Source organism: Synechococcus sp. CS-603 (assembly GCF_977929215.1).
The window spans coordinates 1426150-1449939 of the sequence record NZ_OZ376778.1; the positions used below are offsets into that span (position 1 = coordinate 1426150).

Genomic DNA, 23790 nt, shown 5'->3' on the forward strand with positions numbered 1-23790 from the left:
CTATCCAGCTCAGCGGCGGGCGTTGACGATCACCGGAGTGCCGCTGCCTGACACCGTGCCAGGCAGGGCCGGCACCACCGAGGTCTGCCCGTCCCACTTGTCGAGGAAGAGCTTGTAGAGCACCTGGTCATCGAGGCTGGAGTTGAGGATCTGGTAGCGCTTGGCCTCCTGATCAGCAATCTTGACCTCGGTCTGGGCGCGCAGCAGCCTCTGGTCAGCGATCTGTTTCTGTTCGATTGCGGCCCGGTATTCCTCGGCGATCTGCAGGCCGGTGAGATCAAGACCCTGGACGATTACGTAATTGAACTTGGTCAGTTCTTCGGCCACTTTCTCTTGAACCAGTTCAGAAATGCTGTTCCATTCGGTGGCGATCGTCACCAGCTCGTATTGGGAAAACACCGATTTCAGCGCTTTGAGCAGCGAAGGCTGAATGACGCGCGCATAGATCTGGGAGTTGTCGGTAGCGATTGTTTCGTAGATTCGCGGAGTTTCCGTGGGCTTCACGGCGTACTTCACCGTGGCGGTGGCTTCGATCACCTGCAGATCCTTGGTGAGGGTGGAGAACTGCTCCGGCCGCACCTGGGTGCGTACATCGAAAAGCGAGGTGGACTGAATCAACGGGGCCTTGATGTTCGGCCCCGGGCTGCGCTGGCCGCCCGTGACTTTGCCGAGAGTGGTGACCACTGCCACGTTACCGGCCGGCACGATGAAGATCGTCTGGGTCAGCAGGATCAGCAGCGCCACCGCTGCCGCTGCGATCACCTGGAACGTGGTTCCAGGCCCATCCCCACCGGCTGGGCGCATTGAGCTCTGCATATGGTCACGAATCCTGTGTTAGCCACGACCCTAGGCACAGGACCAGAATGGGGTGACCAGCAAGCGTCGCAATGACCGGCAATCTTCAGGCGATCGGCTTCATCGCCAGCTGGGTGCTGGGCTGGGGGATCGGCGGCTCCCTGATCGATGCCGGCCTGATCAACGCCGGCGTCTATGAAATCGGCGCGAACCAGCTCGGTACCCTGACCACCTTCTCGGTCTGGAGCCTGCTCTGGGGCTGGCTCGGTTACTGGCTCTTTCAGCGCATCACCGGCTCAAAGGCCAAGCTCCCGTAGGGAACGCAGGCAATGGGCTGCGGCGGGATAGTTCTCCTGGCCCACGCCGGCCGGCAACAGAACATGAACGCGGCAGCCAGCCGCCAGGGCTGCCAGGGTGCCAGCCTGGGAATCCTCGAAGGCCCAGCAGTCTGTGGGGTTATGGCCCAGGCGCAGGGCCGCTAACTGGAAAGCGTCCGGGGCGGGCTTGCCGCTGCCCAGGTCGGGATCATCGCCGTAGACACGGGTTTCCAGCAGCTCCAGCCAGGGGTGGGGCGCGCTCTTCAACGCCACCGAGCTGCTGGTGCTGCTCGTGACCAAGGCCATCGGGATCGCCAGGTCCTGACAGCGGGCCAGTAACTCGGGAGCCCCTTCCATCGGTTCTGCCATCGGCAGCAGATGCCGGGCAATCGGCTGTTGCACCGCCAGCAGTTCTTCCGTGCTGGGCGGTTTCACGCCTTCAGCCTCGATCCAGGCGATCACCTGGCGGGCGTTGTCCTGGCGCCGGCGTCCCCTTAGCCCCAGCAGCTGGCCTTCGCTCAGCTCTACCCCGAAGGCCAGGCCGGCTTCGCGCCAGGCCCGGCCATGCAGTGGTTCGGTGTCGAGCAGGAGCCCGTCGAGGTCGAACAGGCAAGCGGCTGGGCGGAGCATGGCGCCATTCTTTCAGTTCCCGGTGCCCGGGATCCGGCTTGAATGGCGCCACCCATGGGGACAAGGCGATGAACGAGGAGACGATCGAATCGGTGCTGCAGGAAGCCCGCGTGTTCGAGCCGCCCGCAGCCCTGGCCGCCGGCGCCCGCATCTCCAGCCTGGAGGCGTATGAGGCCCTGGTGGCCGAGGTGGAGGCTGACCCTGACGCCTTCTGGGGTGGCCAGGCCCGTGAGCTGCTGCACTGGTTCGAGCCCTTCCAGACGGTGCTCGACTGGAGCAACCCGCCCTTTGCCCGCTGGTTTGAGGGGGGCACCACCAACCTGGCTTACAACTGCCTCGATCGCCACCTGCAGGGCCCCAGGGCCGAGAAGACGGCTCTGATCTGGGAAGGCGAACCCGGCGACACGCGCCGCTTCACCTACACCGAGCTGCATGCCCAGGTCTGCAAGGCCGCCAATGCCCTGCTGGAGCTGGGCATTGGCAAGGGGGATCTGGTGGCCCTCTACATGCCGATGGTGCCGGAAGCCGCGATCGCCATGTTGGCCTGCGCCCGCATCGGTGCGCCCCATTCGGTGGTGTTTGGTGGCTTCTCGGCCGAAGCCCTGCGTGACCGGCTGATCGATGGCGACGTGAAGGCGGTGATCACCGCCGATGGCGGTTTCCGCAAGGACAAGGCTGTGGCGCTCAAGCCGGCCGTGGATCAGGCCCTCGCCGGCGACGCTTGCCCCACTGTGGACCATGTGCTGGTGGTGCGCCGCACCGAGCAGCCCACGGCGATGACGGCAGGCCGCGACCACTGGTGGCATGAGCGGGTGGAGCCCGCCAGCCCCCAGCACACGGCCGAACCGATGGCCAGCGAAGACCGCCTGTTCGTGCTCTACACCTCCGGATCCACCGGTAAACCGAAGGGGGTGGTGCACACCACCGCCGGCTACAACCTCTGGGCCCAGCTCACCTTCGAGTGGATCTTCGACCTGCGCGAGAACGACATCCACTGGTGCACGGCCGACGTGGGCTGGATCACCGGCCACAGCTACATCGTGTACGGGCCGCTCTCCGCTGGCGCCACCACCGTGATGTACGAGGGCGCCCCACGGGCCTCGAAACCGGGTGCGTTCTGGGAGGTGATCGAGAAGCACAAGGTGAGCCTCTTCTATACCGCTCCCACGGCGATTCGCGCCTTCATGAAGAGCGGCCGCGAGGTGCCTGATCAGTACGACATGAGCAGTTTGCGCATCCTGGGAACGGTGGGTGAACCGATCAACCCCGAAGCCTGGATCTGGTACCGGGAGGTGATCGGACATGGCCGCTGCCCGATCATCGACACCTGGTGGCAGACCGAAACCGGCGGCGTGATGATCAGCCCCCTGCCGGCGGCCACCCCCACCAAGCCGGGGTCCGCGACCCTGCCCCTGCCAGGCATCGCCGCCGATGTGGTCGACAGCGAAGGCCGCAGCGTCGGCGTGGATGAAGGCGGCTACCTGGCGGTACGTCGCCCTTGGCCGGGAATGATGCGCACGGTGCATGGCGACTCCGAGCGCTTCCGCAAGAGCTACTGGGAGCACATCACCGGCGCCGATGGTCGGCCGTTGTATTTCGCCGGAGATGGCGCCCGCCGTGATGCCGATGGCTATTTCTGGGTGATGGGCCGCGTCGACGACGTGATCAGCGTGTCGGGCCACCGGCTGGGTTCGATGGAGATCGAATCGGCCCTGGTGAGCCATCCGGCCGTGGCCGAAGCCGCCGTGGTGGGCCGCCCCGACGATCTCAAAGGGGAAGGCATCGTCGCCTTCGTGACCCTGCAGACCGGCCTCAGCGGCGACGAGGCGCTGATGGCAGAACTGCGCCATCACGTGGGCGCCGAAATCGGGCCGATTGCCCGCCCCGATGAGATCCGCTTCAGCGATGCCCTGCCCAAGACCCGCAGCGGCAAAATCATGCGCCGCATCCTCAGGGCCTTAGCCGCTGGCGAAGAGGTGAGCGGCGACACCAGCACCCTGGAAGACCGCTCCGTGCTCGATGCCCTGCGGGTGTGATGACGAAAGCTGCCTGGCCTGGCTCAGCCGGGCAGCGAGGGCAGCATCAACCGATCGGTGCTCGCCAGGGAGGAGTCAACCAGTACCTGGAAACTTGTTGAGGTTGGGTACGTGGCCCCACCAATCCAGCAGTTGATCCGCCAGCCGGTCGATCTGCCGCTGCCTGGCTGGGTCATCAGCCCAGGGCCCAAGCAGGTTCTGGCGCAGGCCGGCGCTGGCTGGGGTGAGGTGGTCGCCGGGACGTTCGACCAGGGTCGAGGCGTCATCGGGGCGCTGCTGCAGGACGCCGATCAGCCGGCGGCTCTGGTCAAGGGCATCGTTGCCGAAGCGCAGCAGCAGGTTGCGCGGCTGGCGGTAATGCAGACCCACCAGCCGCAGGGTTTCCTGTGGTGAGGGGCTGAACTCGGTGCGCACGCCCAGGCGTGGGGCCAGATCAGCCAGCAGGGGAATGGAGCGGTCGGCGGAGAAATTGTTGAAGCACATCGCCACCAAACCGCTGCAGCCGCGGCCGCCGTCGGGGGCAAGCAGATGCAGTTTGCAACCCAGGCTGTGGCCCAGCCGCAACAGCGGTTGCTCGGCCGGTGAGGCCTGGCGCCCCCGGCGGAAGGCGCGCCAGGCTTCGGTGGCCTGGCTCTGGTGGTCGAAACCGGGCACGTAACTCCAGGCCCGGATCGCCAGCCCGCGCGCAGCCAGGGCCTCCAGCAGGCGCCGGTAGCTGATCTGTGGGCTGGTGGCCAGCAAGGTGCCGCCGATGAACTCGACCGTTCCGGCCAGCTCACCGGCTGGCCCCGGCGGGGACAGGCACCAGAGGCTGCCCTGCTGCTTCCAGCGGTTTGATGGTGGCGGGCGATCGGGGGAGATGGGATTCAGGCCGCCAGCCGCTGCAGGGCGGTGAGGGCTTCACGGGCATGGGCGGCCCCGTCGAGCAGGTTGCTGAACAGGTGGCGCACCACCCCCTGGCCGTCGATCACGTAGGTGACGCGGCCGGGCAGGAACAGCAGGGCGTTGGGCACCCCGAAGGCCTGGCGCAAGGCGTTGCCCCGATCCACCAGCAGGGGGTAGGGCAACTGGTGGCGCTCAGCGAAGCGGCCATGGCTGCCGGCGTCGTCGCCGCTCACGCCCCACACCTGGGCACCGAGTGCCTCGAGTGCTGTGTTGTTATCGCGGAAGGCACAGGCCTCCATCGTGCAAACGGGGGTGTCGTCCGCGGGATAGAAGAAGAGCACCAACGGACTGCTCGCGAGTTGATCGCTGCGGCGCTCGGTCCCGTTCTGATCCTTCAGGTCGATCAGGGGTGCCCTGTCACCGACCTGGATGGCCTTACCCACGGGTACATGTCTTGCAGTGGAGCCCAGCCTAGGAGTTTGTTGCTAATAGAGCTTTGCGCCGGCGGTCACGCGGAACGCCTGCTGATACCAACGACCGCGCGGGCTTATGAGCCCTCCGCCTGCACAGCCAGGACAACCGACTGAGTCCAGTCAGCCCTTGCACATGTGGCCAGTTCAGCTTCCTTTCAGCCCCTTGAGCAGGTTGTGCGTGGCGGTAATCAAGTGCCACTCGGCGGCGACCTTTCCAAGCCCCGTAACAGGAAGCGCCGCATCCCTCAGGTCTCTTTGATCTGACCGTTGACCGGCTCCACGATCGCCTTGAGCTTTGCGCAGATCCTTGATCCCTTCTTGGTCCTGAGCTTGTGAGCCATGCGGCAGGCGGCCGGTGGCGATCTAGGCATCAATGCCCTGACACAGCGCAGACGTTCATGTTTTCCTCGCTCCATAAGCCCGCATCCATCGTCATCACTTCCTGCGGTGCAGCAGCGCTGGCGGCGATGTGCTCCAGCATCGGCTACAGAAGGTTGTCATCGGGCAGTTGGTTGCTCACGCCCGCCGCTACGATTACTTTGATGTTGCTCTCGAAAGCCACCCGGCGATTGTAACCCTGCAAATAGGACCCGCCGGACTGCATCAGGTGACTCTCGGAATCGGTGTTGGTGAAGCCTTCCGCGCGGCGGTGATTGCTCTGGCTCTTGGTGGTCGGCATGCCGTCAGCCTTTCTCGCCAGACCCAGTAATCAGGGCCAACTGAAAGTCAGGCACAAGGGAGCTGGTGCGGCCATGCTGGTGACGATTTTATATGAACTGCTCCCGTCCATTGGCCCAGCCTTCTGCCAGTGCTGATCTGATCGCCTTTCTGCAGGCCCTCCCAGAAGGCCGCAGGCGCCGAGGAGTGTGTTATCCCCAGTGGCTGCTGATGTTGATGGCAATTCTTGGCATCCTGAGCGGCTGCCGCAGCGCCCGTGATCTTGAGCGCTTTGCCAAACGGCATCACCAAGAATTCAGCGCAGCTCTGGATCTGGAGATGCCCAAGTCGCCCTGTGATTCCACCTTCCTCCACCTGTTTGAGCGGGTGGAGCTGGAGGAGCTCTTCGGGATGCTCAGGGAATGGATGCTTGCCTAGATCGCAGATGAGGAGAAGGATTTGGACCAGCTGATTTTTGATGGCAAGACCCTGCGTGTTTCTGCCGCACAGCTCGATGGCCCCGATAGCGCTACGCGCTTTGTCACCCAGGTCACGCTCTACGCCCGGGAGCTGGGTGTGGCGATCGCCCTAACATCATTCGTCACCGGCGAATCCCATGAGCGCGCTGCACTCAAGGCCCTTCTCGGAACCCTGGAGCTGGAGGTTGTGCTGATCCAGGCAGATGCGCTGCACACCTCACTCGCGGTTTTCAACTCGCCGCCGAGCAGGGAGCCGACTTGCTCCTGACGGTCAAGAACAACCAGCGCCGGCAATATCAGCAGATCCTCTCCCAGTTCCGCGGGCACCGGCACTTCCCAATAAATATCAGCGATTTCGAGGCAAGCCATGGGCGTCAGGTGCGTTGGCAGCTCAGAGCCCGCAATGCCACGGACGCCATCCGTGAGCGCTGGGAAGGGGCCAGCTGGATCGTCGAGTTGGTGAGCACCGGCCGACGAGATGGAAAGCCATTTCGCCATGTGCACTTGTTCATCACCACCTTGCGCACCAGTCCAAAAGCGTTGCTGCGCCAGGTGCGATAACGCTGGGCGATCGAAAACCAGTGGCACTGGCCGCGCGACACCCAGCTCTGCGAGGATGCGCACCGCTACACCCAACGCAACGGCGTATAGGTACTGGCCCTGCTGCGCACCTTGGCCCTCAACCTCCTGCGCAGCAATGGCTTTCGCTCAATCCGCGCTGGCCTGATGGCCGTGGCGCATGACATCAACCAACTGCTCGGCTGGGTTGGTGTCAAATTCGCACAGACCGGATGAATTAACTTTCAGGCAGCCCTGACCCAGTAGTGGCATTCCGTTAGCAACGAGCGGCTCCAGATCCCACGGCTCCGGGCCGACTTGCTAAGGGAAGAGCCTTACTTTGATTGAAAAAACCAGACCGGCTATGCAGAACCCCTCAGCCAGCGATTAACCTAAAAAGTGACAATTTGATAGCTGCTGCCACTAACCCATCCACTCTCTTGCTCCATACACTAAAGCTCCGATCAGCAGCCCTACGAATAATAGCCAGAACAGTGGAAATACGAGCGACGCTAGGAACGAAATTACGAGCCAGAGGCCTAGCCCGCCAGTAGCCTGCTTGGTATCTTGGGCTCGAGAGTGCTTGGAACCCTCTTTGAGTAGCTTCTCGAAGCTGTCTGGCCGCTTTACTGGATCACTCATAACTAGACGATTTCGCGCTTGAAGCTATAGTAATGAAAGGTTACGCCATTAGTAACGTTATCCTGATTAACAACATGACTCACCAATTCCCAGCCGTCATTTCCCAAGGCTGCAAGCATCTCTGGCAAGGTAGGCACATTGCTGGAACTTCCCCACCCCTTGACCCGCTGGCCATCGATATCCAATAAATTTATTTCCTGGGTGATTCCCCTGCCTTTATAATCGAGCCTGATACACTTGTATTCAAACTTTTTCATATTTTAATCGTAACCACTTTTGGAACGAAAGACCACAACTTTATGTTAAATCAAGACAGTCGACTTGTCAAGCTATTCGTCAGGTGAATGAATCCGTTGATGGCTATCCGAGTTATCCGTCTGAACTTGCTATCTCCGGCCCCCGATCGGTGATTGTTTCTACAGCGTCAGATACTTGAGCCATCATGAGATTTACATCAATCCAGAGAGGCTAAGCTCGGTCCTCGACCAGGGTGCGGACTCAGCTGTGCGGCCAACGCCTGCCACAGCGACCCTGAGCCCAGCCTGAGGCCTAAACTCCACCAACAGGCCGGCCAAGACCTAAGAGCCTGTCGCGCATAGATCAGCGCCCAAACTCTTCACAGACGCCCTTAAATCTGCCCAGATCCCAGTGAAAGCAAGTGATTTGGCTACGAGAATTGGGCATGTACAAGCCCAATTCCTTCAGTCCCAGGCAGCGTGAGGGGCCCGGTGATCGCGCCATCTCTGCCATTCGCTCGCCGGAACTGGGATCATGGGAGTTAACCAAGCTGGGGTGAGCTGGCCCATGGCCCAACCGACCCACCGCTGGCAGCAGACCAGCCTGCTCAGCGTCGTGCCCGCCGCCACTGCCGCCGAAGCGAAAGCGGAAGCGGAGCCTGCTGAACTAGCCGAAGCCACCAGCTCCGCCGTGGCCTGTCCCAACCGCCTGCTGATCCTCGATACGGAAACCACCGGCCTGGATCCAGCCCAGCACCACTGCATCGAAGTGGGAGCCGTGCTGTTCGACGTGACCCACCGGGCAGTGCTCAGCCAGGTCTCCTTCCTGCTGCCCTGCTTGAGCAACGACGCCGAGGCCATCAACGGCATCCCCGCGGCGGTGAGCCGGTTGGATCAGCCCTGGCGCCAGGCTCTCGACCTGTTCAACAGCCTCGTTGCAGCCGCCGACGTGCTGGTGGCCCACAACGTTCCCTTCGATCGGCAGTGGTTCGGCCGCGGCCCCCTGCCGGCCTTAGGCAAACCCTGGCTGTGCAGCATGGAAGACCTGCGCTGGCCCGCCGAGCGCCACCTGCGCGCCACCCCGTCGGTGCGGGATCTGGCCCTGGCCTACGGGGTGCCTGTCTGGGCAGCCCACCGCGCCCTCACCGATTGCATCTATCTGGCTCAGGTGTTCGAGCGCTGCGACGACCTCGAAGCCCTGCTTGCCGCTGGCCTCGAACCCCGCCAGCTCTACCGGGCCCAGCTCTCCTACGACGAGCGGCATCGGGCCCGCCAGGCTGGCTTTCGCTGGAATGATCCGATTCCCAAGGCCTGGAGCCGGCGGCTGAGTGAACGGGAAGCGGCGGTGGTCGGCTTTCCTGTGGCGCCTGTGACGGCGGAATGTGCCTGAGGTCGCGCCATCCAAGCCAGGTTCTGTAGGGCGTTTCAAAGCAAGGTGCCAAGGGTTGTGATCCAGCAAGCCTGACGCGGTCGCCCAGATAGCAGCAGGAAGCGATCAGCCCCGCTGAAATCAGGAGCCGCGTGTCCTGCCCCATGGCTGGTCTGCTCCGGCAACGCCGTTCCCAGGTCGGTTGTTGCCTGTTGATCCAGGGCTTCCTGCTGAGCGTCTGCATCGGCCTCGAACGCTTCGTGCAGCCGCCTGTCCCCTATCCGGGCAGTGGCGGCATCGCTAGAACGCGTGGATGATCCGCACCCCGCCCGACTCCCTCATTTCCAGGCGACTGGAGGAGCGGCCGGGCCATCTGCCAGGCCAGCTGTTTGTTCATGGCGGTGCGGCCCCCACCCGGCTCTCGGTTCTGCGTTTTGAACCCGGGGGCATGGTTCAGATCCAGCTGGAGCGGCCCGACCAGCTTGCTCTCCTGATCGCCAGCGGTGATCCGCTCTGGGTGCGTCTGCAAGGACTGGCGGATCCGTCCCTGATCCGCCAGATCTTCCGGCAACTGGGGGTGCCGGCCTTGCTGCACGCTCCGCTGATCGACACGCCCCAGCGCACCCGTGTCGATGCGGCGGGCGATGCGGTGCTGGTGGTGATCCACCGGCTCGGTTTTGCCAAAACGCCCGCCCAGCTGATCAGCGAACAGGTGGGACTGCTGCTGTTGCCCAACCTCTTGATCAGCCTTGAGGAGGTGCCCAAGCAGGAATCCTTTCCCCAGCTCACCCGTTGGCTGGCCAACCTGACGCCGCCCCCGAGCCGGGAGGATCTCGACGATGTTCTCCACTTTCTGATCGATGAGATGCTCGATGAGCTCTTTCCGATCCTTGAGCAGTTCTCCGATCTGCTCGATCGCTTAGAGGAGATGGCCCTGCGCGATCCCAAGCCGAAGTTGCTGGCCCGCTCGTATCAGGCCCGGGTCAGTCTGCGCCGAATCCACCATCAGGTCTGGCCGCTGCGCCATCAGATCCTGATCCTGTTGCGCCAGAACCAACGGTTACTTGGGCCTGAGGCCCGCCGGGGTTTTGAGGATATGGAGCAGCATGTGAGGCTGATTTTCGAGAACACCGAGCTGTTGCGCCACCAGTGCGATGCCGTTTCCGATGCCTACATCGCCAGCACCGGCAATCGCATGAATCAGGTGATGAAAACACTTACGATTGTGTCCAGCATTTTCGCCCCGCTCACCTTCATCGCCGGCATCTATGGCATGAATTTCAAAGTGATGCCGGAGCTGGATCTGCCCTTTGGCTATTACCTTGCCCTCGCCTTGATGGCCTTGATCGCCATGCTGCAGACCTACCTCCTCTGGCGCCGGGGTTGGTTCGTGGATTGGACGGCAACACGCCGCTGATCGAGGCCTCGGAAAGGGGAAGCCTGGGGCTGGTTCGCTTCGCCCAAGCTGGGTTGGCTGTGGCTGGGTTCGACGTAGCTGGGTCGGCCTTGGTTCCGGCGGCGGCTGATCCGCGAGCGGCAGGTGCTGGAGCAGTAGCGGGCATCCTGACGCCGCGCCTGGAACGGGGTGCCGCAGCAGGCGCAGAGCTTTTGATTGCCGGGCGCTGGCTGGGGCTGGTCCTGACCCACCCGCTTCAGGACCCGTCCAGCCCCTTGACCCAGCACGAGATCGAGCCCGTAGCCCTCCCGGAGCAGGGCGGTGGTGTTGGCATAGCCCAGGGCGACGGCCAGCTGGGGGGCGTCGGCCAGCAACCTCCCCAGCACCTCAGCGAGGGGATATCCATCGCCCCACAGCCAGCGACGGCGCTCGCGCACCAGTTCGGCCCAGGCTTCTGGGGGCAGTTGGTCGGCGCCATCGCGGTGATCGATGCGGCCCCTTCCCCAGCTCCAGGCAGCTTATGGCTGTCGTCAGTAGTGGCCAAGAACGAATCGGCGCTTCATGAAGCGGCGCTCAACGAACCGGCCATAAGCGCAATGGCCTCTGCCATCCCATGGCCTCGGGCACGCTGAGGTGCTGGACTCGGTGGTCTATGGATGGAAGGCTGGCTTCAGCGGCTCCCTGGCCATCGCCTCAACCTGCGCCCATGGCTGACCTAACCAGCACTGATCTAACAAGAGCTGATCTCTGCAGCGGCGCCTATGCCGCCGGCTTGATCCAGCGGCAGACCCGCCGGCTTGGACACCTGCAGGCTGAGGTGCTGGCCGATCAGGATCCTGAATCCCTGCACCAGCTGCGGGTAACGCTGAGACGGCTGCGCACGGCTCTGGGCCTGTTCGATGCGGCGCTGGTCCTACCGGAGGCGGTGCGTGACCGCCGCATCGCCAAGGTGGCCCGCCACACCGGGCTCAGCCGCGACCTCGATGTGATGCGGGGCCAGTTGTGCTCCACCTGGCTGCCCCAGTTGCCCGGCAAGGAACAGAAGGCCCTCAAGCCTCTGCTCAGGCAACTGAGCCGGGACCGCAAGCGGGCCTTTGCAGGCCTGGCCCACACCCTGCGCGGAGCCCCCTATCTCGCGCTGCTCTCCAAGCTGCAGAAGTGGCAGCGCTCCCCCCGGTTCACGCCGATCGGACAACGCCCCCTGCGCTCCTGGTTGTTTGAGTGGCAGACCCGGGCCTGCGCCTATCTGTTCCTGCAGGGCGGTTGGTTCGCTGTCGATCCCAGCGACAACGCCCTGCATGACCTGCGCAAGTGCCTCAAGGGGGTGCGCTATTCCCTCGAATACCTAGAACCGTTCGGCCATGCCGTGCTCAGCGACTGGATCCGGGACCTAAGCAAAGCCCAGGATTGTCTCGGTGATCTCCATGACCTGCAGGTGCTCGAGGCGGCACTGGGCGACTATCTGGGGCGTGACCGCCGCAGGACCCTGCCAGCTCTGCAGCAGCTGATCGAACTGCAGAAAGCGCAGCGCTGGGGGCAGTGGCTGAGCCAGGCGGAGCACCTGCTCGCCGATGACAGCCGCAGGGCCCTGCAGGCCAGTCTGCTTGCTCCAGAGTCGCCTGCCAGTGCTCCAATGGCCTCAGACTTGTCCCAGGCGCCTTCGGGCCATGCCGTCCGGAGCGACCCTCACCGATGAACTGCTGAACCGCTGCCTGGAGCATGCGGCCCTGGTGGCGGTGGCCATGGCACTGGCGCTGGCGATCAGCCTGCCCCTTGGGCTCTGGATTAGCCGGCGGCCGCGCTGGGCAGGCCCGGTGCTGGCCGTGGTCAGCGCGATCCAGACGATCCCGAGCCTGGCGATCTTTGGTGTGCTGATCACCGTGCCGTTGGTGGGCGGCCTGGGGGCAAGGCCGGCGATCGTCGCCCTCTCCCTCTATGCCCTGCTGCCCCTGGTGCGGGGGGTCGTCACCGGCCTGACCCTGGTGCCGCAGGGGCTGAAGGAGGCGGCGATGGCCCTGGGGCTCAACCGCCGCCAGCGCCTCTGGCGTGTGGAGGTGCCGCTCGCCCTGCCGGTGTTGATGGCCGGGGTGCGGGTGGCCACGGTGCTCACGATCGCGGTGGCGACGATCGCCGCGGCGATCGGTGCTGGCGGGCTTGGCGTTTTTCTGTTCCGCGGCATCGCCACGGTCAACAACGGCCTGATCCTGCAGGGCGCGGTTCCGGCGGCGCTGATGGCCTTGCTGGCCGACTGGGCCCTCTCCAGCCGTCGCCGCCTGCTCGCCGGCCTGGCGCTCGCTGTGGCCCTGGCCCTGGCAGCCAGCCTCTGGCTGGCCAGGCCTACCGCCGCACCCAGCCTTGCGATCGGCTCGAAGGCCTTCACCGAGCAGCTGCTGCTGGGGGAGTTGCTGGCCCAGCAGATCGAAGCGGAGACCAACTTGAGCGTGCGCCGTGACTTCGCCCTTGGCGGCACCCAGATCTGCCATGAGGCGGTGCGTTCCGGCCAGATCGCCGGCTACGTGGAGTACACCGGCACCGCTTGGGCTTCGGTGCTGAATCAGGCCCCCCTGCCGGCCCAGCCGGGGCTGGACCGGGCCGAGGCGGTGTATGAGCGGGCCAGGACGCTCTACCGGCAACGCTTCGACCTCGAGATGTTCCCCTCCCTGGGCTTTGAGAACAGCTTCGCGATCCTGATCCGTGACGACCAGGCGGAGGCCTTGGGCCTCACCAGGCTCTCCCAGTTGGCTCCGCACACGCCGCAGTGGCGAGCGGGTTTCGGTTTTGAGTTTCTCAGCCGCCCCGATGGCTACCCCGGCCTGGCCCGGCTCTATGGCCTGCGCTTTAAGGAAGCGCCCCTGGAGATGGACCTGGGCCTCACCTACCGGGCCCTGGCCGAAGGCCAGGTGGATCTGATTGCCGGCGATTCCACCAACGGCCTGATCGAAACCCTGGCCTTGCGCAGGCTCAACGACGATCGCCAGTACTTCCCCCCGTATCAGGCCACTCCGGTGTTCAACGCGGCCGCCCTGCGCCGCTGGCCCCAGCTGCTGCCTGCGCTCAACGGCCTCGCCGGCCAGATCAGCGAAGCGGAGATGCGCCGCATGAATGCCGCCGTTGATGGCGAGGGTGAATCAGTGGCTGCTGTGGTGCGCCGCTTCCGCCAGGGCAAGGGGTGGCCAACTGCCGCCCACGAAAAAACCCCGCCAGGGCGGGGCTGAGGGGTGAAAGAAAGCAGATCACTGAACAAGTGAACCCTGTGGAATCGGAGCGGCGGGATTTGAACCCACGACCCCCACTACCCCAAAGTGGTGCGCTACCAAGCTGCGCTACGCCCCGGTTGAAGCGAAGCTATCACAGCTCCTGGGGCAGCCATTTCTCCCAGTGGCGACGGCGTTTCAGCTGCTGCAGGATCCTGGTGGTGAGCCGCTCCCGCCCCAGGCCGGCATAGCCCCAGAGCCGTAGGCGGCGTGCCAGCAGCCGCAACTGGGACAGGCTCAGACCGGCGAGGCGCAGCTCGGGCTGACGCCGCCAGGCACTGGCGGCCACGGGCATGGCTTCGCCCTGCCGTTGGCCTGGCCAACTCTCCAGGGCACCGCCTGCCATCCATTCCGGCACCAGCACGAACAGCACGGCCAGCAGCCCATAGAGCTCGACGAGACCCTTTGGCAAAGGGTGAAGGTGGCGCTTGGCGTCTGACCTGGGGGGTAGATCCAAGACGGTTCAGAGCAGGGTGCCTTGCGGCTTGGGAGTCCGTTGGGGCGGGGCCTCCAGGGCCGGCGCCTCCTTCCACAACAGGGGTGGTTCCAGCGGCCCGTTCAAGCGGGCATACCAGAAGACCATGGCGAACACCAGGCCCAGGGTGGCCGCGAGCAGAAGAATCACCGTGCGATCAGGAAGGGTGCCCATAGCGCTCAGACCTGGTCGGTGCGCAGGCACTGAATCCGCATCTGCAGACGCTCCACGGTGAGTTCATCGCCCCTGAGGATCAGGCGCAGGGAATCGTTGCCATAGCGCACACCGGGCAGGCTGGAGGTTTCCCGGAACAGGGTGGTGACAGATCTCCCGGAGATCAGGGCCGCCTGGGCGTCGTTGCGCTCGACAATCACCTTGCTCTGGTTGCGGCAGAGAAAACTGTCGCGGCTGTCGTAGTTCTCCCACCAAGGAGAGCCCACGGCCAGGTCGGCCGCCTGGGCGGGCAGCTCGAGAAGCAAGGCAGTGGCTGCGATCAGCGCGTGAAACCGGGTTGACATCTACTCAGAGGCGGATCGGGGTGTTGGAGCTGCGCAGCACGCAGTGCTGCACCGACCAGTCGTACTGCTCCCAGACCTCTGGCGCCAGCAGGAAGGCACTGCCTGGAAAAGGCGTGAGCCGCACTCCGCTGGGCCGGGCGGAGCAATAGGGGCGGCTGCCAGGCCTCGCCAGGTATTGCTGGTGATGGGTTTCGGCAAAGAAGAAGGGGCGATCCGCCACGATCTCCGTGGTGATTTCTCCAAAACCTGCGGCCGTGAGCTGGCCCTGGTAGTGGCGGGCGCTGGCTTGGGCGAGGTTGAGCTGGTCGGCGTTGCGGGTCACGATCGCCGAGCGGTACTGGCTGCCGGTGTCATGGCCCTGGGCCATGCCCTGGGTGGGGTCGTGGCATTCCCAGAACAGCTTGAGCAGATCGCTGAAGCCCACCTGCTCGGTGTTCCAGACCACCCGCACCGCTTCGGTATGGCCGGTTCGGCCGGAGCAGACCTCGTCGTAGGTGGGATTCGGCGTATGGCCGGCGGCATAACCAACCGCCGTGCTCACGACACCGGGCAGGCGCCAGAATCCCTTCTCTGCCCCCCAGAAACAGCCGCAGCCGAACAGAACCTCCTGTTGATTGGGTTCCAGTTCAGCCTTCAGGGCCGACCCCAGCACCTGATGGGTGGTTTCCGTGGCGATCGGGCTGGGCCGCCCAGGCAGGGCTTCTTCGGCCGTGACGATCCTCCCTTTGGGGCTGCTGGCCGTTGATGTGAACAGTCCGAACACCGACAAAATGCTGCTGCCGCAACCCTAGGCAGGGGTTTCGACCTGTGGCGCCGACTCCAGGGAGACGTGGTTCAGCAGGGTGGTGGTGAAGGCGAACAGCAGAAACGGCAGCGAGAGCACCAGGATCATGCCAACGCCCACCAGGGCAAAGATGGGTTTGCTCGAGCCCATCAGGGCCAGGCCCGCCGCCAGGCTCACGAAGATCACCACCATCCAGATCAGCACCTGGCCGTAGATGTCGCCGAAGGTGAGGGTGCACCGCAATTTGTAGGCCTTGGTGGTCTCCATGGCGTGAACACGGGATCGGTCCAGCTAAGCGCCGGTTGGAGCCTCTGATCGCTCACGTCAACAACTCGTTTGGTTCGGCCCTATCGGTTTGATCGCCGGATCGGCTGGTCTTGGTGTGGATCAGGCCACCTGCAGCTGCTCTTCGGCCTTCTGCCGCTCCCAGAGGCGGCGGTAGGTGCCGGGTTCAGCGAGCAGCTCCTGGTGGCGGCCCTGTTGCACCAGGCGGCCGTCGTCGAGCACCAGCACCCGATCACAGGCCGCCGCTGCCGAGAGCTGGTGGCTGACCATCAGGATCGTGCGGTCGCGTTGTTCACGGATCGAGCTCAGAATCGCGGCGGCGGTGTTGTTGTCCACGCTCGCCAGGGCATCGTCGAGCACCAGCAGCGGGGCGTCCACCATCAGGGCGCGGCCGAGGGCGGCCCGTTGCCGCTGGCCGCCGCTGAGGGTGATCCCCCGTTCGCCTACCAGGGTCTGATAGCCGTCCGGGAAGCCGCGGATGTCGCCTTCCAGGCGCGCTTCCCGCGCCACCGATTCCACCCGCTCCAGGTCGGCGTCTGGATCGCCGTAACGCAGGTTGTCGGCCAGGGAGGCGGTGAACAGATAGCCCTCCTGGGGCACCAGGGCCACCAGGCGGCGGAGGTCATGGAGCGCCAGGTCGGTGACGTCGACACCATCGATGAACAGCGCCCGTGCGGGCACCTCAACCATGCGGCCCAGGGCCCGGGCAAGGGTGGTCTTGCCGGATCCCACCGGCCCCACCACGGCCACCAGCTCGCCGGGATGCAGGCTGAAGCTCACATCACTGAGCGCCTCGCGCTGGGCGCCGTCGTAGCGAACGGTGAGGCCACGGGCTTCGATGCCACCGCGCCCTGCCACCGCAGCCGGCAACGGCTGATCCGGGGAGACCACGCGGGGCGTCCTTGAGAGCAGCTCCTCCACCCGATCCAGGCTCACCTGCCCGGTCTGGAAGGTGTTCAAGGTGAAGCCCAGCAGGGCGGTGGGGAAGACCAACCGCTCCACAAACAGGATCAGGGCCACCAGATTGCCGATGCTCAGCCGGCCGCTCTCGAGCTGGCCGCTGCCGAAGGCGAGCAGCAGCAGCAGGCTGATCGAGGAAATTCCTTCCAGCAGCGGGAACAGGGTGCTGCGGGTGCGGGCCAGGGAGAGGGCCGAATCGCGGTAGTCGCGATTGCGCTCGGCGAAGGCTTCCTGCTCGTTGTTCTCCTGGCCGTAGATCTTGATGGCGCTGATTCCAGAGAGATCCTCCTGAATCAGATCGGAGAGATGGGCCAGCGATTCCTGCTGCCGCCGTTGCTGCCGCATCATCCGGCCGCCGAACAGGCGCACCACCATCAACATGCCCGGATAGAGCCCCACGGCTGCCAGGGTCAGCAGCGGGTCGATCGCCAGCATCGCCGGCAGGGTGAGCGCATAGGCCAGGCCGGTGTTGGTGAGGCTGAGAATGGCAAAACCCAGCAGCCGCCGCACGTTCTCGACATCGCTGGTGGAGCGGCTGATGACATCGCCGCTGCCGGCGGTCTGTACCCAGCCCGGCTCCTGGCGCAGCATGTGCTCGAACACCTGCTGGCGCAGGCTCGCCTCCACCTGGCGTCCAACGCCGAACACCAGCATGCGGGAGACCAGCCGGGCTACCCCCATCAAGCTGGCCAGCAGGACGATCCAGCCGGCCTGGCGCAACACGGCTGAGATGGCGAACCCGTCCTGCAGGTCGTCGATCACACCCCGGACCATCAGGGGGATCATCACGCTCAGGAGGTTGACCACCAGCAGCGCCACGGCGCCTTTGGCCAGCACGCGGCGGTGCGGGCGGAGGTATTTCCAGAGCAGGCCGGGTCGGATGGCGGCCATGGAGCCAGGCAGGGCCCTCCAACCTACGAATCCTCTTGGCGCCGCGCGGCCGGCCGTCGATGCCAGAGTTGAGCATCAGTCGCAATGGGCAGGGCGCAATGGGCAGGGACCGCCGATGACGAATTTCAGCCAGGGCGCCGCCCAGGTGCATCCCCTCCATGCCACCGATCGGGACGTCATTGATGGGCTGCTCGCGGTGGAGCAACCCGAAGAGACCCAGCTGGTGGATCTGGCCCGGCTGTTGATTCGCTACGACGGCTTTCCCGGCGCCGAAGACCTCCAGTTGGACCTGGCCAAGACCCTGCGCCACTGGGGTCTCAGCCGCGACCAGCTGCACCAGCGCACCCGGACTCTCTGGTCTTCGGGTTACCGCCCAGGCATGGCGGTGGGCGGCGATGCGGTGGGCAGTGGTTTTGATACGGCGGCCCAGGACACCCCCTGAAGCGCATCGATCGCCCGGATTTCAGCGTTCAGATTTCAGCGTTCAGGGGGATAATCAACGGGTCCCCATCACCCGGCCCGGCGTGCTTTGCACCCGGGCTTTTTTCTGAGCCTTGCGGCCTCTGCGGCTGCCCACTCAGCTACCCACTCAATGGATCCCTTTGTCCGGATCCTTCTGGATTTCCTCCCCCGACCGATGTCCCCATCTACGGCCCCATCCATGGCCCAATCCACGGCCCCATCCACCGCCTGGCCTGCCCTGCTGGAGACGCTTCTGGAGGGTGAATCGATGGGGGCGCTCGAGGCCACGGGGCTGATGCGCGGCTGGATCGACGGCCAGATTGAACCCGAGCTCACCGGTGCCCTGCTGGCCGCCCTGCGGAGCAAAGGGGTGAGCGGCGTCGAATTGGCGGCGATGGCCCAGGTGCTGCGCCAGGCCGTGGCCCTGCCCTGCCCGCGGCCCTCGCTGCGCCTGGTCGACACCTGTGGCACCGGGGGTGATGGGGCGGGCAGCTTCAACATCTCGACCGCCGTGGCCTTTGTGGCCGCCGCCTGCGGTGCCAGCGTCGCCAAGCACGGCAATCGCAGTGCCAGCGGCAAGGTGGGCTCCGCCGACGTGCTCGAAGCCCTCGGCCTCAACCTCCAAGCTCCGCCCAGTGCGGTGATCGGGGCACTGCCCCACAGTGGGGTCACCTTCCTGTTCGCGCCTGGCTGGCATCCGGCCCTGGTGGGCCTGGCTCCGCTGCGCCGGCGCCTGGGCGTGCGCACGGTGTTCAACCTGCTCGGGCCACTGGTCAATCCGCTCGTGCCCGAGGCCCAGGTGATCGGTGTGGCCCGGCTGGACCTGCTTGAACCGATGGCCGACGCCCTGCTCCGCCTCGGCGTCGAGCGGGCCGTGGTGGTCCATGGCGCCGGGGGCCTCGATGAGGCCTCCCTCGCGGGACCAAGCCAGTTGCGGCTGGTGGAGCAGGGAGCCGTGCAGGCCCTGGAGATCGACCCAGCGGCGATGGGTCTGCAGCCGGCTCCGTTGGAGGCCCTCGCCGGCGGCGACCTGGCCACGAGCCAGCAGATCCTTGCGGACGTTCTGCAGGGGGGCGGCAGCCTGGCCCAACGGCAGGTGGTGGCGTTGAATGCCGCGCTGGTGCTCTGGGCCGCCGCCGAGGCCGCCTCGATTCGAGAAGGGCTGGAGCAGGCCATGGCCGTGATGGCCACGGGCCAGAGCTGGCAGCGGCTGCTGGCCTTGCGTGACGCGCTGGATCCAAGCGGGCCTGCTGCTGGTTCGGCTGGTGCGGGACAATGGCCTTAACAAGCTTCAGCGCCGTTGACTGCCACTTCTCCCCCTGCCCCTGGTGAGGCGCTGCTGGTGCTGGCAGATGGCACCTTGCTGCGCGGCCTTGCCTTCGGGGCGGTTGGAACCGCCATCGGCGAAGTGGTGTTCAACACCGGCATGACCGGCTACCAGGAGGTGATCACCGATCCCAGCTACGTCGGTCAGCTGGTCAACTTCACCTACCCGGAATTGGGCAACACCGGCATCAATGCCGAGGATCAAGAAGCCGATTCCCCTCAAGTGCGCGGCGTGATCGCCCGCCAGCTGGCTCCGGCCCCAAGCAGCTGGCGCTCCAGTGGCTCCTTGGCCAGCTGGCTCGAGCGCCATGGGGTGGTGGGCATCGCCGGTGTTGATACCCGCGCCCTGGTGCGGCGCTTGCGTGACGGCGGCGCCATCAATGGAGCGATCAGCAGCGATGGCAGCGATCCCCACAGCCTGCTGGAGCAGGTTCGCCAGAGCCCGTCGATGGAGGGCCTCAACCTGGCCGCGCAGGTGAGCACCAAGGAGCCCTACCAGTGGAACGAGCTTTGCCAGGCAGGCTTTGATCAACGCCAGCAGGCCCGTCCCAGCGATCCCTACCGGGTCGTGGCGATCGATTTCGGCATCAAACGGGGCATCCTTGAGCGCCTGGCCGCCCATGGCTGTCAGGTCAGCGTGCTGCCGGCTGACAGCGGCATCGAGCAGGTGCTGTCCCTGGCCCCTGAAGGGGTCTTCCTCTCCAATGGTCCCGGTGATCCAGCCGCCGTGACGGCCGGTATCCGGCTGGCGGAGGGCTTGCTGGCGCAGGCCGATCTGCCCACGTTCGGGATCTGCCTTGGCCATCAGATTCTTGGCCTGGCCCTCGGCGGCAGCACCTACAAGCTGACCTTCGGCCATCGGGGTCTGAACCATCCCTGTGGCGGCCGGGGGCTGGTGGAGATCACCAGCCAGAACCACGGGTTCGCCCTCGAGGCCGCCTCCTTGCCAGGCGATCAGGTGGAGATCACCCACCGCAACCTCAACGACGACACCGTGGCGGCCCTGCGCCACCGTCACCAACCGGTTTTCGGGATTCAGTACCACCCGGAAGCCAGCCCGGGTCCCCACGATGCCGATCACCACTTCGGCCGTTTCGTGGCCTTGATGGCGGAGCGTCGCAGCGCCTGAATCGGCAGAAATTTGCTGATTTTGTGTTGGCTTGAGTCCTTCTCCCATTCACTCCCTACACTTCCATCGCCGTCACGCCTAGGGGCTTAGGGACATTCCTGAATTGCAGCGATTGACCGTGTCTTTGCGGGGTGGGATCGAGAAGCGGCCCACTTGCCTGCTGTTCAGCTTCACGGGCCAACTGGATGCCTACTCCGACAAACAATTCAAGGACTACGTCGTTTTGCACAAGGGCAAGGCGAGCCTGCCTGTCCTCCTGGATCTGACCCATATCGATTACATCGATTCCTCCGGCCTCGGGGTGCTCGTCCAGCTCGCCAAGCTCTGCAGCGACGACAGCATCCGCTTTCTGGTCGTCGGCAATGCCCGCGTCGTTCAGACCATCAAGTTGGTGAGGCTCGAGGAGTTTCTTCATCTCCAGCCCGACCTCGCCACGGCCCTTGGTGCCCTCACCGCCGCCTGATCTCCCCACCGGCGAGTGGCTGCGTCAGATCCAGGCCCAGACGCCGGTTGGCAGCGAACTTGGTCCACTGCAGCTGGCCTGGCTGGGCGATGCGGTCTGGGAACTGCACCAGCGGCTGCGCCACTGCCGGCAACCCGGTCGCAGCGACTCCCTGCATCGTTCCGTTGTCGAAGAAGTTCGCGCCGACGCCCAGGCCGGGGCCCTTGAGCGCTTGGAGCCCCTGCTGAGCACGGTGGAACGCGACTGGGTGCGACGGGGACGCAACCGGGCCGGGCGTGGACCACGGCGCGGCGACCCGGCCGTCTATGGCCGGGCCACGGGATTTGAGACAATGGTGGGCTGGCTCTTTCTGCGGAACCCCGGACGGCTTGCACAGCTGCTGGATCAACTTGAACAGCCCGGCCCCGACCCCTTGCCCGATCTGCCATGACCCCACGTATTGAGCGCCGCAGGCCTGGGGGAGGAGAGGACGGTGATCGCTCCGGGCCCGCTCCCCGCGGCGGTAAACCGTCGCGGTTCAGTGGCCCCAAGAGGGATTGGCGGGGATCGCCCACTGGTGGATCGTCAGGTTCAGGGGGATCGGCTGGAAACCGTGAAGGGCGCGACAACGACAGGCGTGCTGGCGGCGAAGGTCGCCCCGCCCGGGTGATCCCGGCGAGGCCGGGTGCCCGCCGCGCCGATTCCGGCGACAGACCAGGCGGTGCGAAGCCGGCCTACGGCAAGCCTGCTTTTGGCAAACCCGCCTACGGAAAACCCGCCTACGGAAAACCTTCCTTTGCTGACAAGCCCTCGTTTGGGGGCAAGCCCACGTTTGGCTCCCGGCCAGGGTCAGGAGGTGGTGGCAGGCCGTCGTTTGCAGACCGCAGCGGGGATAAGCCAAGTTTTGGCCGTAAGCCGTCGTTTGGTGGCAAGCCTGCCTTTGGTGGCCGGCCGTCCTACGGCGACAAGCCGCCTTTCGGGGACAGGCCATCGTTCGGTGGCAGGCCGTCCTCTGGTGGCAGGCCATCGTTTGGAGGCCGGCCCTCCTCCTTTGATCGGCCCGCCCGCGGCGGCGGGCGCCCCTCCACTCCTGCTGGAGCGGGCCGGGACGGGAACGATGTTCTGGAGCCAAGCGGTGAATCGGATCGCTTCGGGGTTGAACCGGCCGAGGACATGGTCTGGGGCCGCCATCCAGCCCTGGCCGCCCTGGAAGCCGAGCGGCCGATCCATCGCATCTGGTGCACGCCTGAGCTGCGTTTCGCGCCGCGCTTCCTGCAGTTGTTGCGGGAGGCCAAGGCGGGAGGGGTGCTGGTTGAAGAGGTGACCTGGGCACGGCTGGGCCAGATCACCGGTGGCGCTGTGCACCAGGGCATTGTCCTGCAGGCCGCCGCTGCCGAAACCCTTGATCTGGGCACCTTGATCGAGGGCTGCCGGGGGCTCGGTGAGCCGCCGCTGCTGATGGCGGTGGATGGCCTGACCGACCCCCACAACCTTGGGGCGATCGTGCGCAGTGCCGAAGCGCTCGGTGCCCACGGTCTGGTGCTGCCCCAGCGGCGCAATGCCGGCCTGACCGGCTCGGTGGCCAAGGTGGCTGCCGGCGCCCTGGAGCATCTGCCGGTGGCCAAGGTGATCAACCTCAACCGCTCGCTTGAGCAGCTCAAGGACGAGGGTTACCGGGTTGTCGGCCTGGCTGAAGAGGGCACGGTCAGCCTGATCGAGGCCGACCTCGACGGACCCCTGGTGGTGGTGACCGGCTCTGAATCCCAGGGCCTCTCGATGCTCACCCGCAAGCATTGCGACCAACTGATTCGCATTCCGCTGCGCGGCGCCACCCCCAGCCTGAACGCCTCTGTGGCCACCGCCCTGCTGCTCTATGAAGTGGCCCGCCGCGGCTGGATGAAGTCGATCACCGGCACGGCTCCAGCCCCGCGCCTCGTCCGGCCCCAGCTGCCGAGCAAGGCCGCCGCTTCCGGCGCCAAAACACCGGCTGCTGACGCTTCCAGCACGGACATCGAACCCTTTGAGGAGGGCGCCTTGGCCCTCGCCTCTGTTGGATCTGTTCAGTCAGATGGACCTGTTGGATCTGCCGTGCCTGAGGCCGAAGCGGAGCCCGTTGTCTTGAGCGATTCCGATTCCGGATCCGAAGCTGAAACGGATTCCGAAACCGATTTCGAAGCCGATGCAGAAGAAGTCGAAGCTGAAACCGAAGCTCAGGCTTCAGGGGACCCCGACTTCGCCTTTAACCCCGACCCCGACCAGGATCCCGTTCAGACCACCACCGAGACCAGCTCCGCTGGTTCCCCGATCGTTGTCGAGCGGGATCGGCACGGCCAAGCCACACCCTCCAACGGCCACGTTGTTCCCGAGGAGGTAGCGAGCGCGGAGACACCCTCGAGCGAGGACACAATCCTGGGCGAGCAGATGGAGGAGGCCGGAGGGGTGCCGTCGTCGTTTCAAGGAGACATCCAGCTGTGAGGTCAGCGCAACGCCATCAGGCCCGTGGGGCGATCGGCAGAATGGCCCGACACGAAGGGCCAAGATGAATCCCCTGCTTCAGGTGCTGCGCGGACTTGCCAATGGCCTGGGCCTGGCCTGGTGGGCGAAGGTCGAAACCAAAGGCCCCAATGTCATCTATTGGTTTGGGCCGTTTGTGCGCCGCCGGCACCTGGAGGCCAAACTGCCGGCCTTCCTGGCGGATCTGCGTTCGGAAGCGCCGGCTTCATTGAGCCATGACCTGCTGCGGGTGCGCCGGGGTGAGCCGCTCACCGAAGAGCTCAACCCCGGCTGATAG

The 23790-nt window shown here is 65.2% G+C and carries 31 protein-coding genes and 1 tRNA gene; 18 read left to right on the forward strand and 14 right to left on the reverse strand.

What is annotated here, in order from left to right:
- Positions 1 to 9: 9 nt before the first annotated feature.
- Entirely contained in the window at positions 10 to 816 is an 807-nt protein-coding gene (locus ACXMDM_RS07475; protein WP_071801224.1) for a prohibitin family protein, read from the reverse strand.
- Positions 817 to 887: 71 nt separating this feature from the next.
- Here ACXMDM_RS07475 and ACXMDM_RS07480 point away from each other — a divergent pair, with 71 nt between their 5' ends.
- Positions 888 to 1112 carry a hypothetical protein gene (locus tag ACXMDM_RS07480; protein WP_071801225.1) on the forward strand — a complete coding sequence of 75 codons (225 nt, stop codon included), beginning with the start codon at positions 888 to 890 and terminating at the stop codon, positions 1110 to 1112.
- Here ACXMDM_RS07480 and ACXMDM_RS07485 read toward each other — a convergent pair.
- Positions 1092 to 1742: an HAD family hydrolase gene (locus tag ACXMDM_RS07485; RefSeq protein ID WP_259722917.1), complete on the reverse strand. Its 651-nt coding sequence runs from the start codon at positions 1740 to 1742 to the stop codon at positions 1092 to 1094. The two genes, ACXMDM_RS07480 and ACXMDM_RS07485, sit on opposite strands and share 21 nt — an antisense overlap.
- A gap of 68 nt (positions 1743 to 1810) precedes the next feature.
- Between ACXMDM_RS07485 and acs the strand changes: the two genes are divergently transcribed.
- On the forward strand, positions 1811 to 3778 hold the full coding sequence (acs, locus tag ACXMDM_RS07490; protein ID WP_259722953.1) for an acetate--CoA ligase: 1968 nt from the start codon (positions 1811 to 1813) through the stop codon (positions 3776 to 3778).
- A 75-nt stretch (positions 3779 to 3853) separates the two neighbouring features.
- Here the strand turns inward: acs and ACXMDM_RS07495 are convergent, their stop codons facing one another.
- The 3 genes from ACXMDM_RS07495 to ACXMDM_RS07505 all read right to left on the reverse strand — a co-directional run bounded on the left by ACXMDM_RS07495 (position 3854) and on the right by ACXMDM_RS07505 (position 5815).
- On the reverse strand, positions 3854 to 4579 hold the full coding sequence (locus ACXMDM_RS07495; protein ID WP_499570382.1) for a DUF1350 family protein: 726 nt from the start codon (positions 4577 to 4579) through the stop codon (positions 3854 to 3856).
- Positions 4580 to 4644: 65 nt separating this feature from the next.
- Positions 4645 to 5106, reverse strand: a complete 462-nt coding sequence (locus ACXMDM_RS07500) for a peroxiredoxin (protein ID WP_259722918.1) — start codon at positions 5104 to 5106, stop codon at positions 4645 to 4647.
- A gap of 514 nt (positions 5107 to 5620) precedes the next feature.
- Positions 5621 to 5815 (reverse strand): hypothetical protein, encoded by a 195-nt coding sequence (locus ACXMDM_RS07505; RefSeq protein WP_259722919.1) that lies wholly within the window; start codon positions 5813 to 5815, stop codon positions 5621 to 5623.
- Between the two features lie 110 nt (positions 5816 to 5925).
- On the opposite strand from ACXMDM_RS07505, the gene ACXMDM_RS07510 reads away from it, so the two are divergent.
- From ACXMDM_RS07510 to ACXMDM_RS07525, 4 genes are all read left to right on the forward strand, one after another.
- Positions 5926 to 6231, forward strand: coding sequence for a transposase family protein (locus ACXMDM_RS07510; protein ID WP_259722920.1), 306 nt, complete (start codon positions 5926 to 5928; stop codon positions 6229 to 6231).
- A 21-nt stretch (positions 6232 to 6252) separates the two neighbouring features.
- Positions 6253 to 6540 (forward strand): hypothetical protein, encoded by a 288-nt coding sequence (locus ACXMDM_RS07515; protein ID WP_259722921.1) that lies wholly within the window; start codon positions 6253 to 6255, stop codon positions 6538 to 6540.
- Positions 6531 to 6833, forward strand: coding sequence for a hypothetical protein (locus ACXMDM_RS07520; RefSeq protein WP_259722922.1), 303 nt, complete (start codon positions 6531 to 6533; stop codon positions 6831 to 6833). Before ACXMDM_RS07515 ends, ACXMDM_RS07520 begins: the two co-directional genes overlap by 10 nt.
- Positions 6834 to 6944: 111 nt before the next feature.
- The gene (locus ACXMDM_RS07525; RefSeq protein ID WP_259722923.1) at positions 6945 to 7067 is read left to right on the forward strand and encodes a hypothetical protein; all 123 of its coding nucleotides are present in this window, start codon (positions 6945 to 6947) and stop codon (positions 7065 to 7067) included.
- A 407-nt stretch (positions 7068 to 7474) separates the two neighbouring features.
- Here the strand turns inward: ACXMDM_RS07525 and ACXMDM_RS07530 are convergent, their stop codons facing one another.
- The gene (locus tag ACXMDM_RS07530) at positions 7475 to 7729 is read right to left on the reverse strand and encodes a hypothetical protein (protein ID WP_499569308.1); all 255 of its coding nucleotides are present in this window, start codon (positions 7727 to 7729) and stop codon (positions 7475 to 7477) included.
- 547 nt (positions 7730 to 8276) lie between these two features.
- Between ACXMDM_RS07530 and ACXMDM_RS07535 the strand changes: the two genes are divergently transcribed.
- The 3 genes from ACXMDM_RS07535 (at position 8277) to corA (ending at position 10494) form a co-directional block, all read left to right on the forward strand.
- Positions 8277 to 9098 (forward strand): 3'-5' exonuclease, encoded by an 822-nt coding sequence (locus tag ACXMDM_RS07535; RefSeq protein ID WP_259722924.1) that lies wholly within the window; start codon positions 8277 to 8279, stop codon positions 9096 to 9098.
- A 143-nt stretch (positions 9099 to 9241) separates the two neighbouring features.
- The gene (locus ACXMDM_RS07540; protein WP_259722925.1) at positions 9242 to 9394 is read left to right on the forward strand and encodes a hypothetical protein; all 153 of its coding nucleotides are present in this window, start codon (positions 9242 to 9244) and stop codon (positions 9392 to 9394) included.
- Positions 9391 to 10494 carry a magnesium/cobalt transporter CorA gene (gene corA, locus ACXMDM_RS07545; protein WP_259722926.1) on the forward strand — a complete coding sequence of 368 codons (1104 nt, stop codon included), beginning with the start codon at positions 9391 to 9393 and terminating at the stop codon, positions 10492 to 10494. The genes ACXMDM_RS07540 and corA overlap by 4 nt, the downstream gene beginning before the upstream one ends.
- On the opposite strand, the gene ACXMDM_RS07550 is transcribed toward corA, so the two are convergent.
- Positions 10440 to 10910, reverse strand: a complete 471-nt coding sequence (locus tag ACXMDM_RS07550; RefSeq protein ID WP_259722927.1) for a hypothetical protein — start codon at positions 10908 to 10910, stop codon at positions 10440 to 10442. The genes corA and ACXMDM_RS07550 overlap by 55 nt on opposite strands.
- A gap of 269 nt (positions 10911 to 11179) precedes the next feature.
- Here ACXMDM_RS07550 and ACXMDM_RS07555 point away from each other — a divergent pair, with 269 nt between their 5' ends.
- Together ACXMDM_RS07555 and ACXMDM_RS07560 are read left to right on the forward strand one after the other, a co-directional pair.
- Positions 11180 to 12169 carry a CHAD domain-containing protein gene (locus tag ACXMDM_RS07555; protein ID WP_259722928.1) on the forward strand — a complete coding sequence of 330 codons (990 nt, stop codon included), beginning with the start codon at positions 11180 to 11182 and terminating at the stop codon, positions 12167 to 12169.
- The gene (locus ACXMDM_RS07560; RefSeq protein WP_259722929.1) at positions 12141 to 13688 is read left to right on the forward strand and encodes a glycine betaine ABC transporter substrate-binding protein; all 1548 of its coding nucleotides are present in this window, start codon (positions 12141 to 12143) and stop codon (positions 13686 to 13688) included. The genes ACXMDM_RS07555 and ACXMDM_RS07560 overlap by 29 nt, the downstream gene beginning before the upstream one ends.
- Before the next feature lie 44 nt (positions 13689 to 13732).
- Here ACXMDM_RS07560 and ACXMDM_RS07565 read toward each other — a convergent pair.
- From ACXMDM_RS07565 to ACXMDM_RS07595, 7 genes are all read right to left on the reverse strand, one after another.
- Positions 13733 to 13806, reverse strand: a tRNA-Pro gene (locus ACXMDM_RS07565).
- A gap of 15 nt (positions 13807 to 13821) precedes the next feature.
- Entirely contained in the window at positions 13822 to 14139 is a 318-nt protein-coding gene (locus ACXMDM_RS07570; protein WP_186437607.1) for a hypothetical protein, read from the reverse strand.
- A 51-nt stretch (positions 14140 to 14190) separates the two neighbouring features.
- Positions 14191 to 14376, reverse strand: coding sequence for a hypothetical protein (locus ACXMDM_RS07575; RefSeq protein ID WP_071801234.1), 186 nt, complete (start codon positions 14374 to 14376; stop codon positions 14191 to 14193).
- A 5-nt stretch (positions 14377 to 14381) separates the two neighbouring features.
- Positions 14382 to 14720 (reverse strand): hypothetical protein, encoded by a 339-nt coding sequence (locus ACXMDM_RS07580; protein WP_499569313.1) that lies wholly within the window; start codon positions 14718 to 14720, stop codon positions 14382 to 14384.
- 4 nt (positions 14721 to 14724) lie between these two features.
- Complete coding sequence (gene msrA, locus ACXMDM_RS07585; protein ID WP_071802226.1) at positions 14725 to 15483, reverse strand: peptide-methionine (S)-S-oxide reductase MsrA; 759 nt, start codon at positions 15481 to 15483, stop codon at positions 14725 to 14727.
- Positions 15484 to 15507: 24 nt separating this feature from the next.
- Positions 15508 to 15771, reverse strand: a complete 264-nt coding sequence (locus ACXMDM_RS07590; RefSeq protein WP_071801236.1) for a hypothetical protein — start codon at positions 15769 to 15771, stop codon at positions 15508 to 15510.
- Between the two features lie 120 nt (positions 15772 to 15891).
- Positions 15892 to 17640 carry an ABC transporter ATP-binding protein gene (locus ACXMDM_RS07595; RefSeq protein WP_071801237.1) on the reverse strand — a complete coding sequence of 583 codons (1749 nt, stop codon included), beginning with the start codon at positions 17638 to 17640 and terminating at the stop codon, positions 15892 to 15894.
- Positions 17641 to 17755: 115 nt separating this feature from the next.
- On the opposite strand from ACXMDM_RS07595, the gene ACXMDM_RS07600 reads away from it, so the two are divergent.
- The 7 genes from ACXMDM_RS07600 to ACXMDM_RS07630 all read left to right on the forward strand — a co-directional run bounded on the left by ACXMDM_RS07600 (position 17756) and on the right by ACXMDM_RS07630 (position 23787).
- The gene (locus tag ACXMDM_RS07600) at positions 17756 to 18082 is read left to right on the forward strand and encodes a DUF3288 family protein (RefSeq protein WP_259722931.1); all 327 of its coding nucleotides are present in this window, start codon (positions 17756 to 17758) and stop codon (positions 18080 to 18082) included.
- A 219-nt stretch (positions 18083 to 18301) separates the two neighbouring features.
- Positions 18302 to 19387, forward strand: a complete 1086-nt coding sequence (trpD, locus tag ACXMDM_RS07605) for an anthranilate phosphoribosyltransferase (protein ID WP_259722932.1) — start codon at positions 18302 to 18304, stop codon at positions 19385 to 19387.
- Positions 19388 to 19402: 15 nt separating this feature from the next.
- Positions 19403 to 20557, forward strand: a complete 1155-nt coding sequence (carA, locus tag ACXMDM_RS07610) for a glutamine-hydrolyzing carbamoyl-phosphate synthase small subunit (RefSeq protein WP_259722933.1) — start codon at positions 19403 to 19405, stop codon at positions 20555 to 20557.
- Between the two features lie 112 nt (positions 20558 to 20669).
- Positions 20670 to 21020, forward strand: a complete 351-nt coding sequence (locus tag ACXMDM_RS07615) for an STAS domain-containing protein (RefSeq protein WP_259722934.1) — start codon at positions 20670 to 20672, stop codon at positions 21018 to 21020.
- Positions 21021 to 21039: 19 nt separating this feature from the next.
- Entirely contained in the window at positions 21040 to 21450 is a 411-nt protein-coding gene (locus ACXMDM_RS07620; protein ID WP_259722955.1) for a ribonuclease III domain-containing protein, read from the forward strand.
- Positions 21447 to 23474, forward strand: coding sequence for a 23S rRNA (guanosine(2251)-2'-O)-methyltransferase RlmB (gene rlmB, locus ACXMDM_RS07625; RefSeq protein ID WP_259722935.1), 2028 nt, complete (start codon positions 21447 to 21449; stop codon positions 23472 to 23474). The genes ACXMDM_RS07620 and rlmB overlap by 4 nt, the downstream gene beginning before the upstream one ends.
- A gap of 64 nt (positions 23475 to 23538) precedes the next feature.
- Positions 23539 to 23787, forward strand: a complete 249-nt coding sequence (locus tag ACXMDM_RS07630) for a DUF1816 domain-containing protein (RefSeq protein WP_259722936.1) — start codon at positions 23539 to 23541, stop codon at positions 23785 to 23787.
- Positions 23788 to 23790: the final 3 nt, after the last annotated feature.

What these genes read in the sequence shown, in the direction of transcription:
- ACXMDM_RS07485 (WP_259722917.1), bottom strand. Translation starts at nt 1,742, where the DNA reads ATGCTCCGCCCAGCCGCTTGCCTGTTCGACCTCGACGGGCTCCTGCTC.
- ACXMDM_RS07540 (WP_259722925.1), top strand. Translation starts at nt 9,242, where the DNA reads ATGGCTGGTCTGCTCCGGCAACGCCGTTCCCAGGTCGGTTGTTGCCTG.
- ACXMDM_RS07595 (WP_071801237.1), bottom strand. Translation starts at nt 17,640, where the DNA reads ATGGCCGCCATCCGACCCGGCCTGCTCTGGAAATACCTCCGCCCGCAC.
- trpD (WP_259722932.1), top strand. Translation starts at nt 18,302, where the DNA reads ATGGCCCAATCCACGGCCCCATCCACCGCCTGGCCTGCCCTGCTGGAG.
- ACXMDM_RS07475 (WP_071801224.1), bottom strand. Translation starts at nt 816, where the DNA reads ATGCAGAGCTCAATGCGCCCAGCCGGTGGGGATGGGCCTGGAACCACG.
- ACXMDM_RS07630 (WP_259722936.1), top strand. Translation starts at nt 23,539, where the DNA reads ATGAATCCCCTGCTTCAGGTGCTGCGCGGACTTGCCAATGGCCTGGGC.
- ACXMDM_RS07535 (WP_259722924.1), top strand. Translation starts at nt 8,277, where the DNA reads ATGGCCCAACCGACCCACCGCTGGCAGCAGACCAGCCTGCTCAGCGTC.
- ACXMDM_RS07590 (WP_071801236.1), bottom strand. Translation starts at nt 15,771, where the DNA reads ATGGAGACCACCAAGGCCTACAAATTGCGGTGCACCCTCACCTTCGGC.
- ACXMDM_RS07600 (WP_259722931.1), top strand. Translation starts at nt 17,756, where the DNA reads ATGACGAATTTCAGCCAGGGCGCCGCCCAGGTGCATCCCCTCCATGCC.
- ACXMDM_RS07505 (WP_259722919.1), bottom strand. Translation starts at nt 5,815, where the DNA reads ATGCCGACCACCAAGAGCCAGAGCAATCACCGCCGCGCGGAAGGCTTC.
- ACXMDM_RS07480 (WP_071801225.1), top strand. Translation starts at nt 888, where the DNA reads ATGACCGGCAATCTTCAGGCGATCGGCTTCATCGCCAGCTGGGTGCTG.
- ACXMDM_RS07560 (WP_259722929.1), top strand. Translation starts at nt 12,141, where the DNA reads ATGCCGTCCGGAGCGACCCTCACCGATGAACTGCTGAACCGCTGCCTG.
- acs (WP_259722953.1), top strand. Translation starts at nt 1,811, where the DNA reads ATGAACGAGGAGACGATCGAATCGGTGCTGCAGGAAGCCCGCGTGTTC.
- ACXMDM_RS07580 (WP_499569313.1), bottom strand. Translation starts at nt 14,720, where the DNA reads ATGTCAACCCGGTTTCACGCGCTGATCGCAGCCACTGCCTTGCTTCTC.
- corA (WP_259722926.1), top strand. Translation starts at nt 9,391, where the DNA reads ATGATCCGCACCCCGCCCGACTCCCTCATTTCCAGGCGACTGGAGGAG.
- rlmB (WP_259722935.1), top strand. Translation starts at nt 21,447, where the DNA reads ATGACCCCACGTATTGAGCGCCGCAGGCCTGGGGGAGGAGAGGACGGT.
- ACXMDM_RS07555 (WP_259722928.1), top strand. Translation starts at nt 11,180, where the DNA reads ATGGCTGACCTAACCAGCACTGATCTAACAAGAGCTGATCTCTGCAGC.
- ACXMDM_RS07575 (WP_071801234.1), bottom strand. Translation starts at nt 14,376, where the DNA reads ATGGGCACCCTTCCTGATCGCACGGTGATTCTTCTGCTCGCGGCCACC.
- ACXMDM_RS07530 (WP_499569308.1), bottom strand. Translation starts at nt 7,729, where the DNA reads ATGAAAAAGTTTGAATACAAGTGTATCAGGCTCGATTATAAAGGCAGG.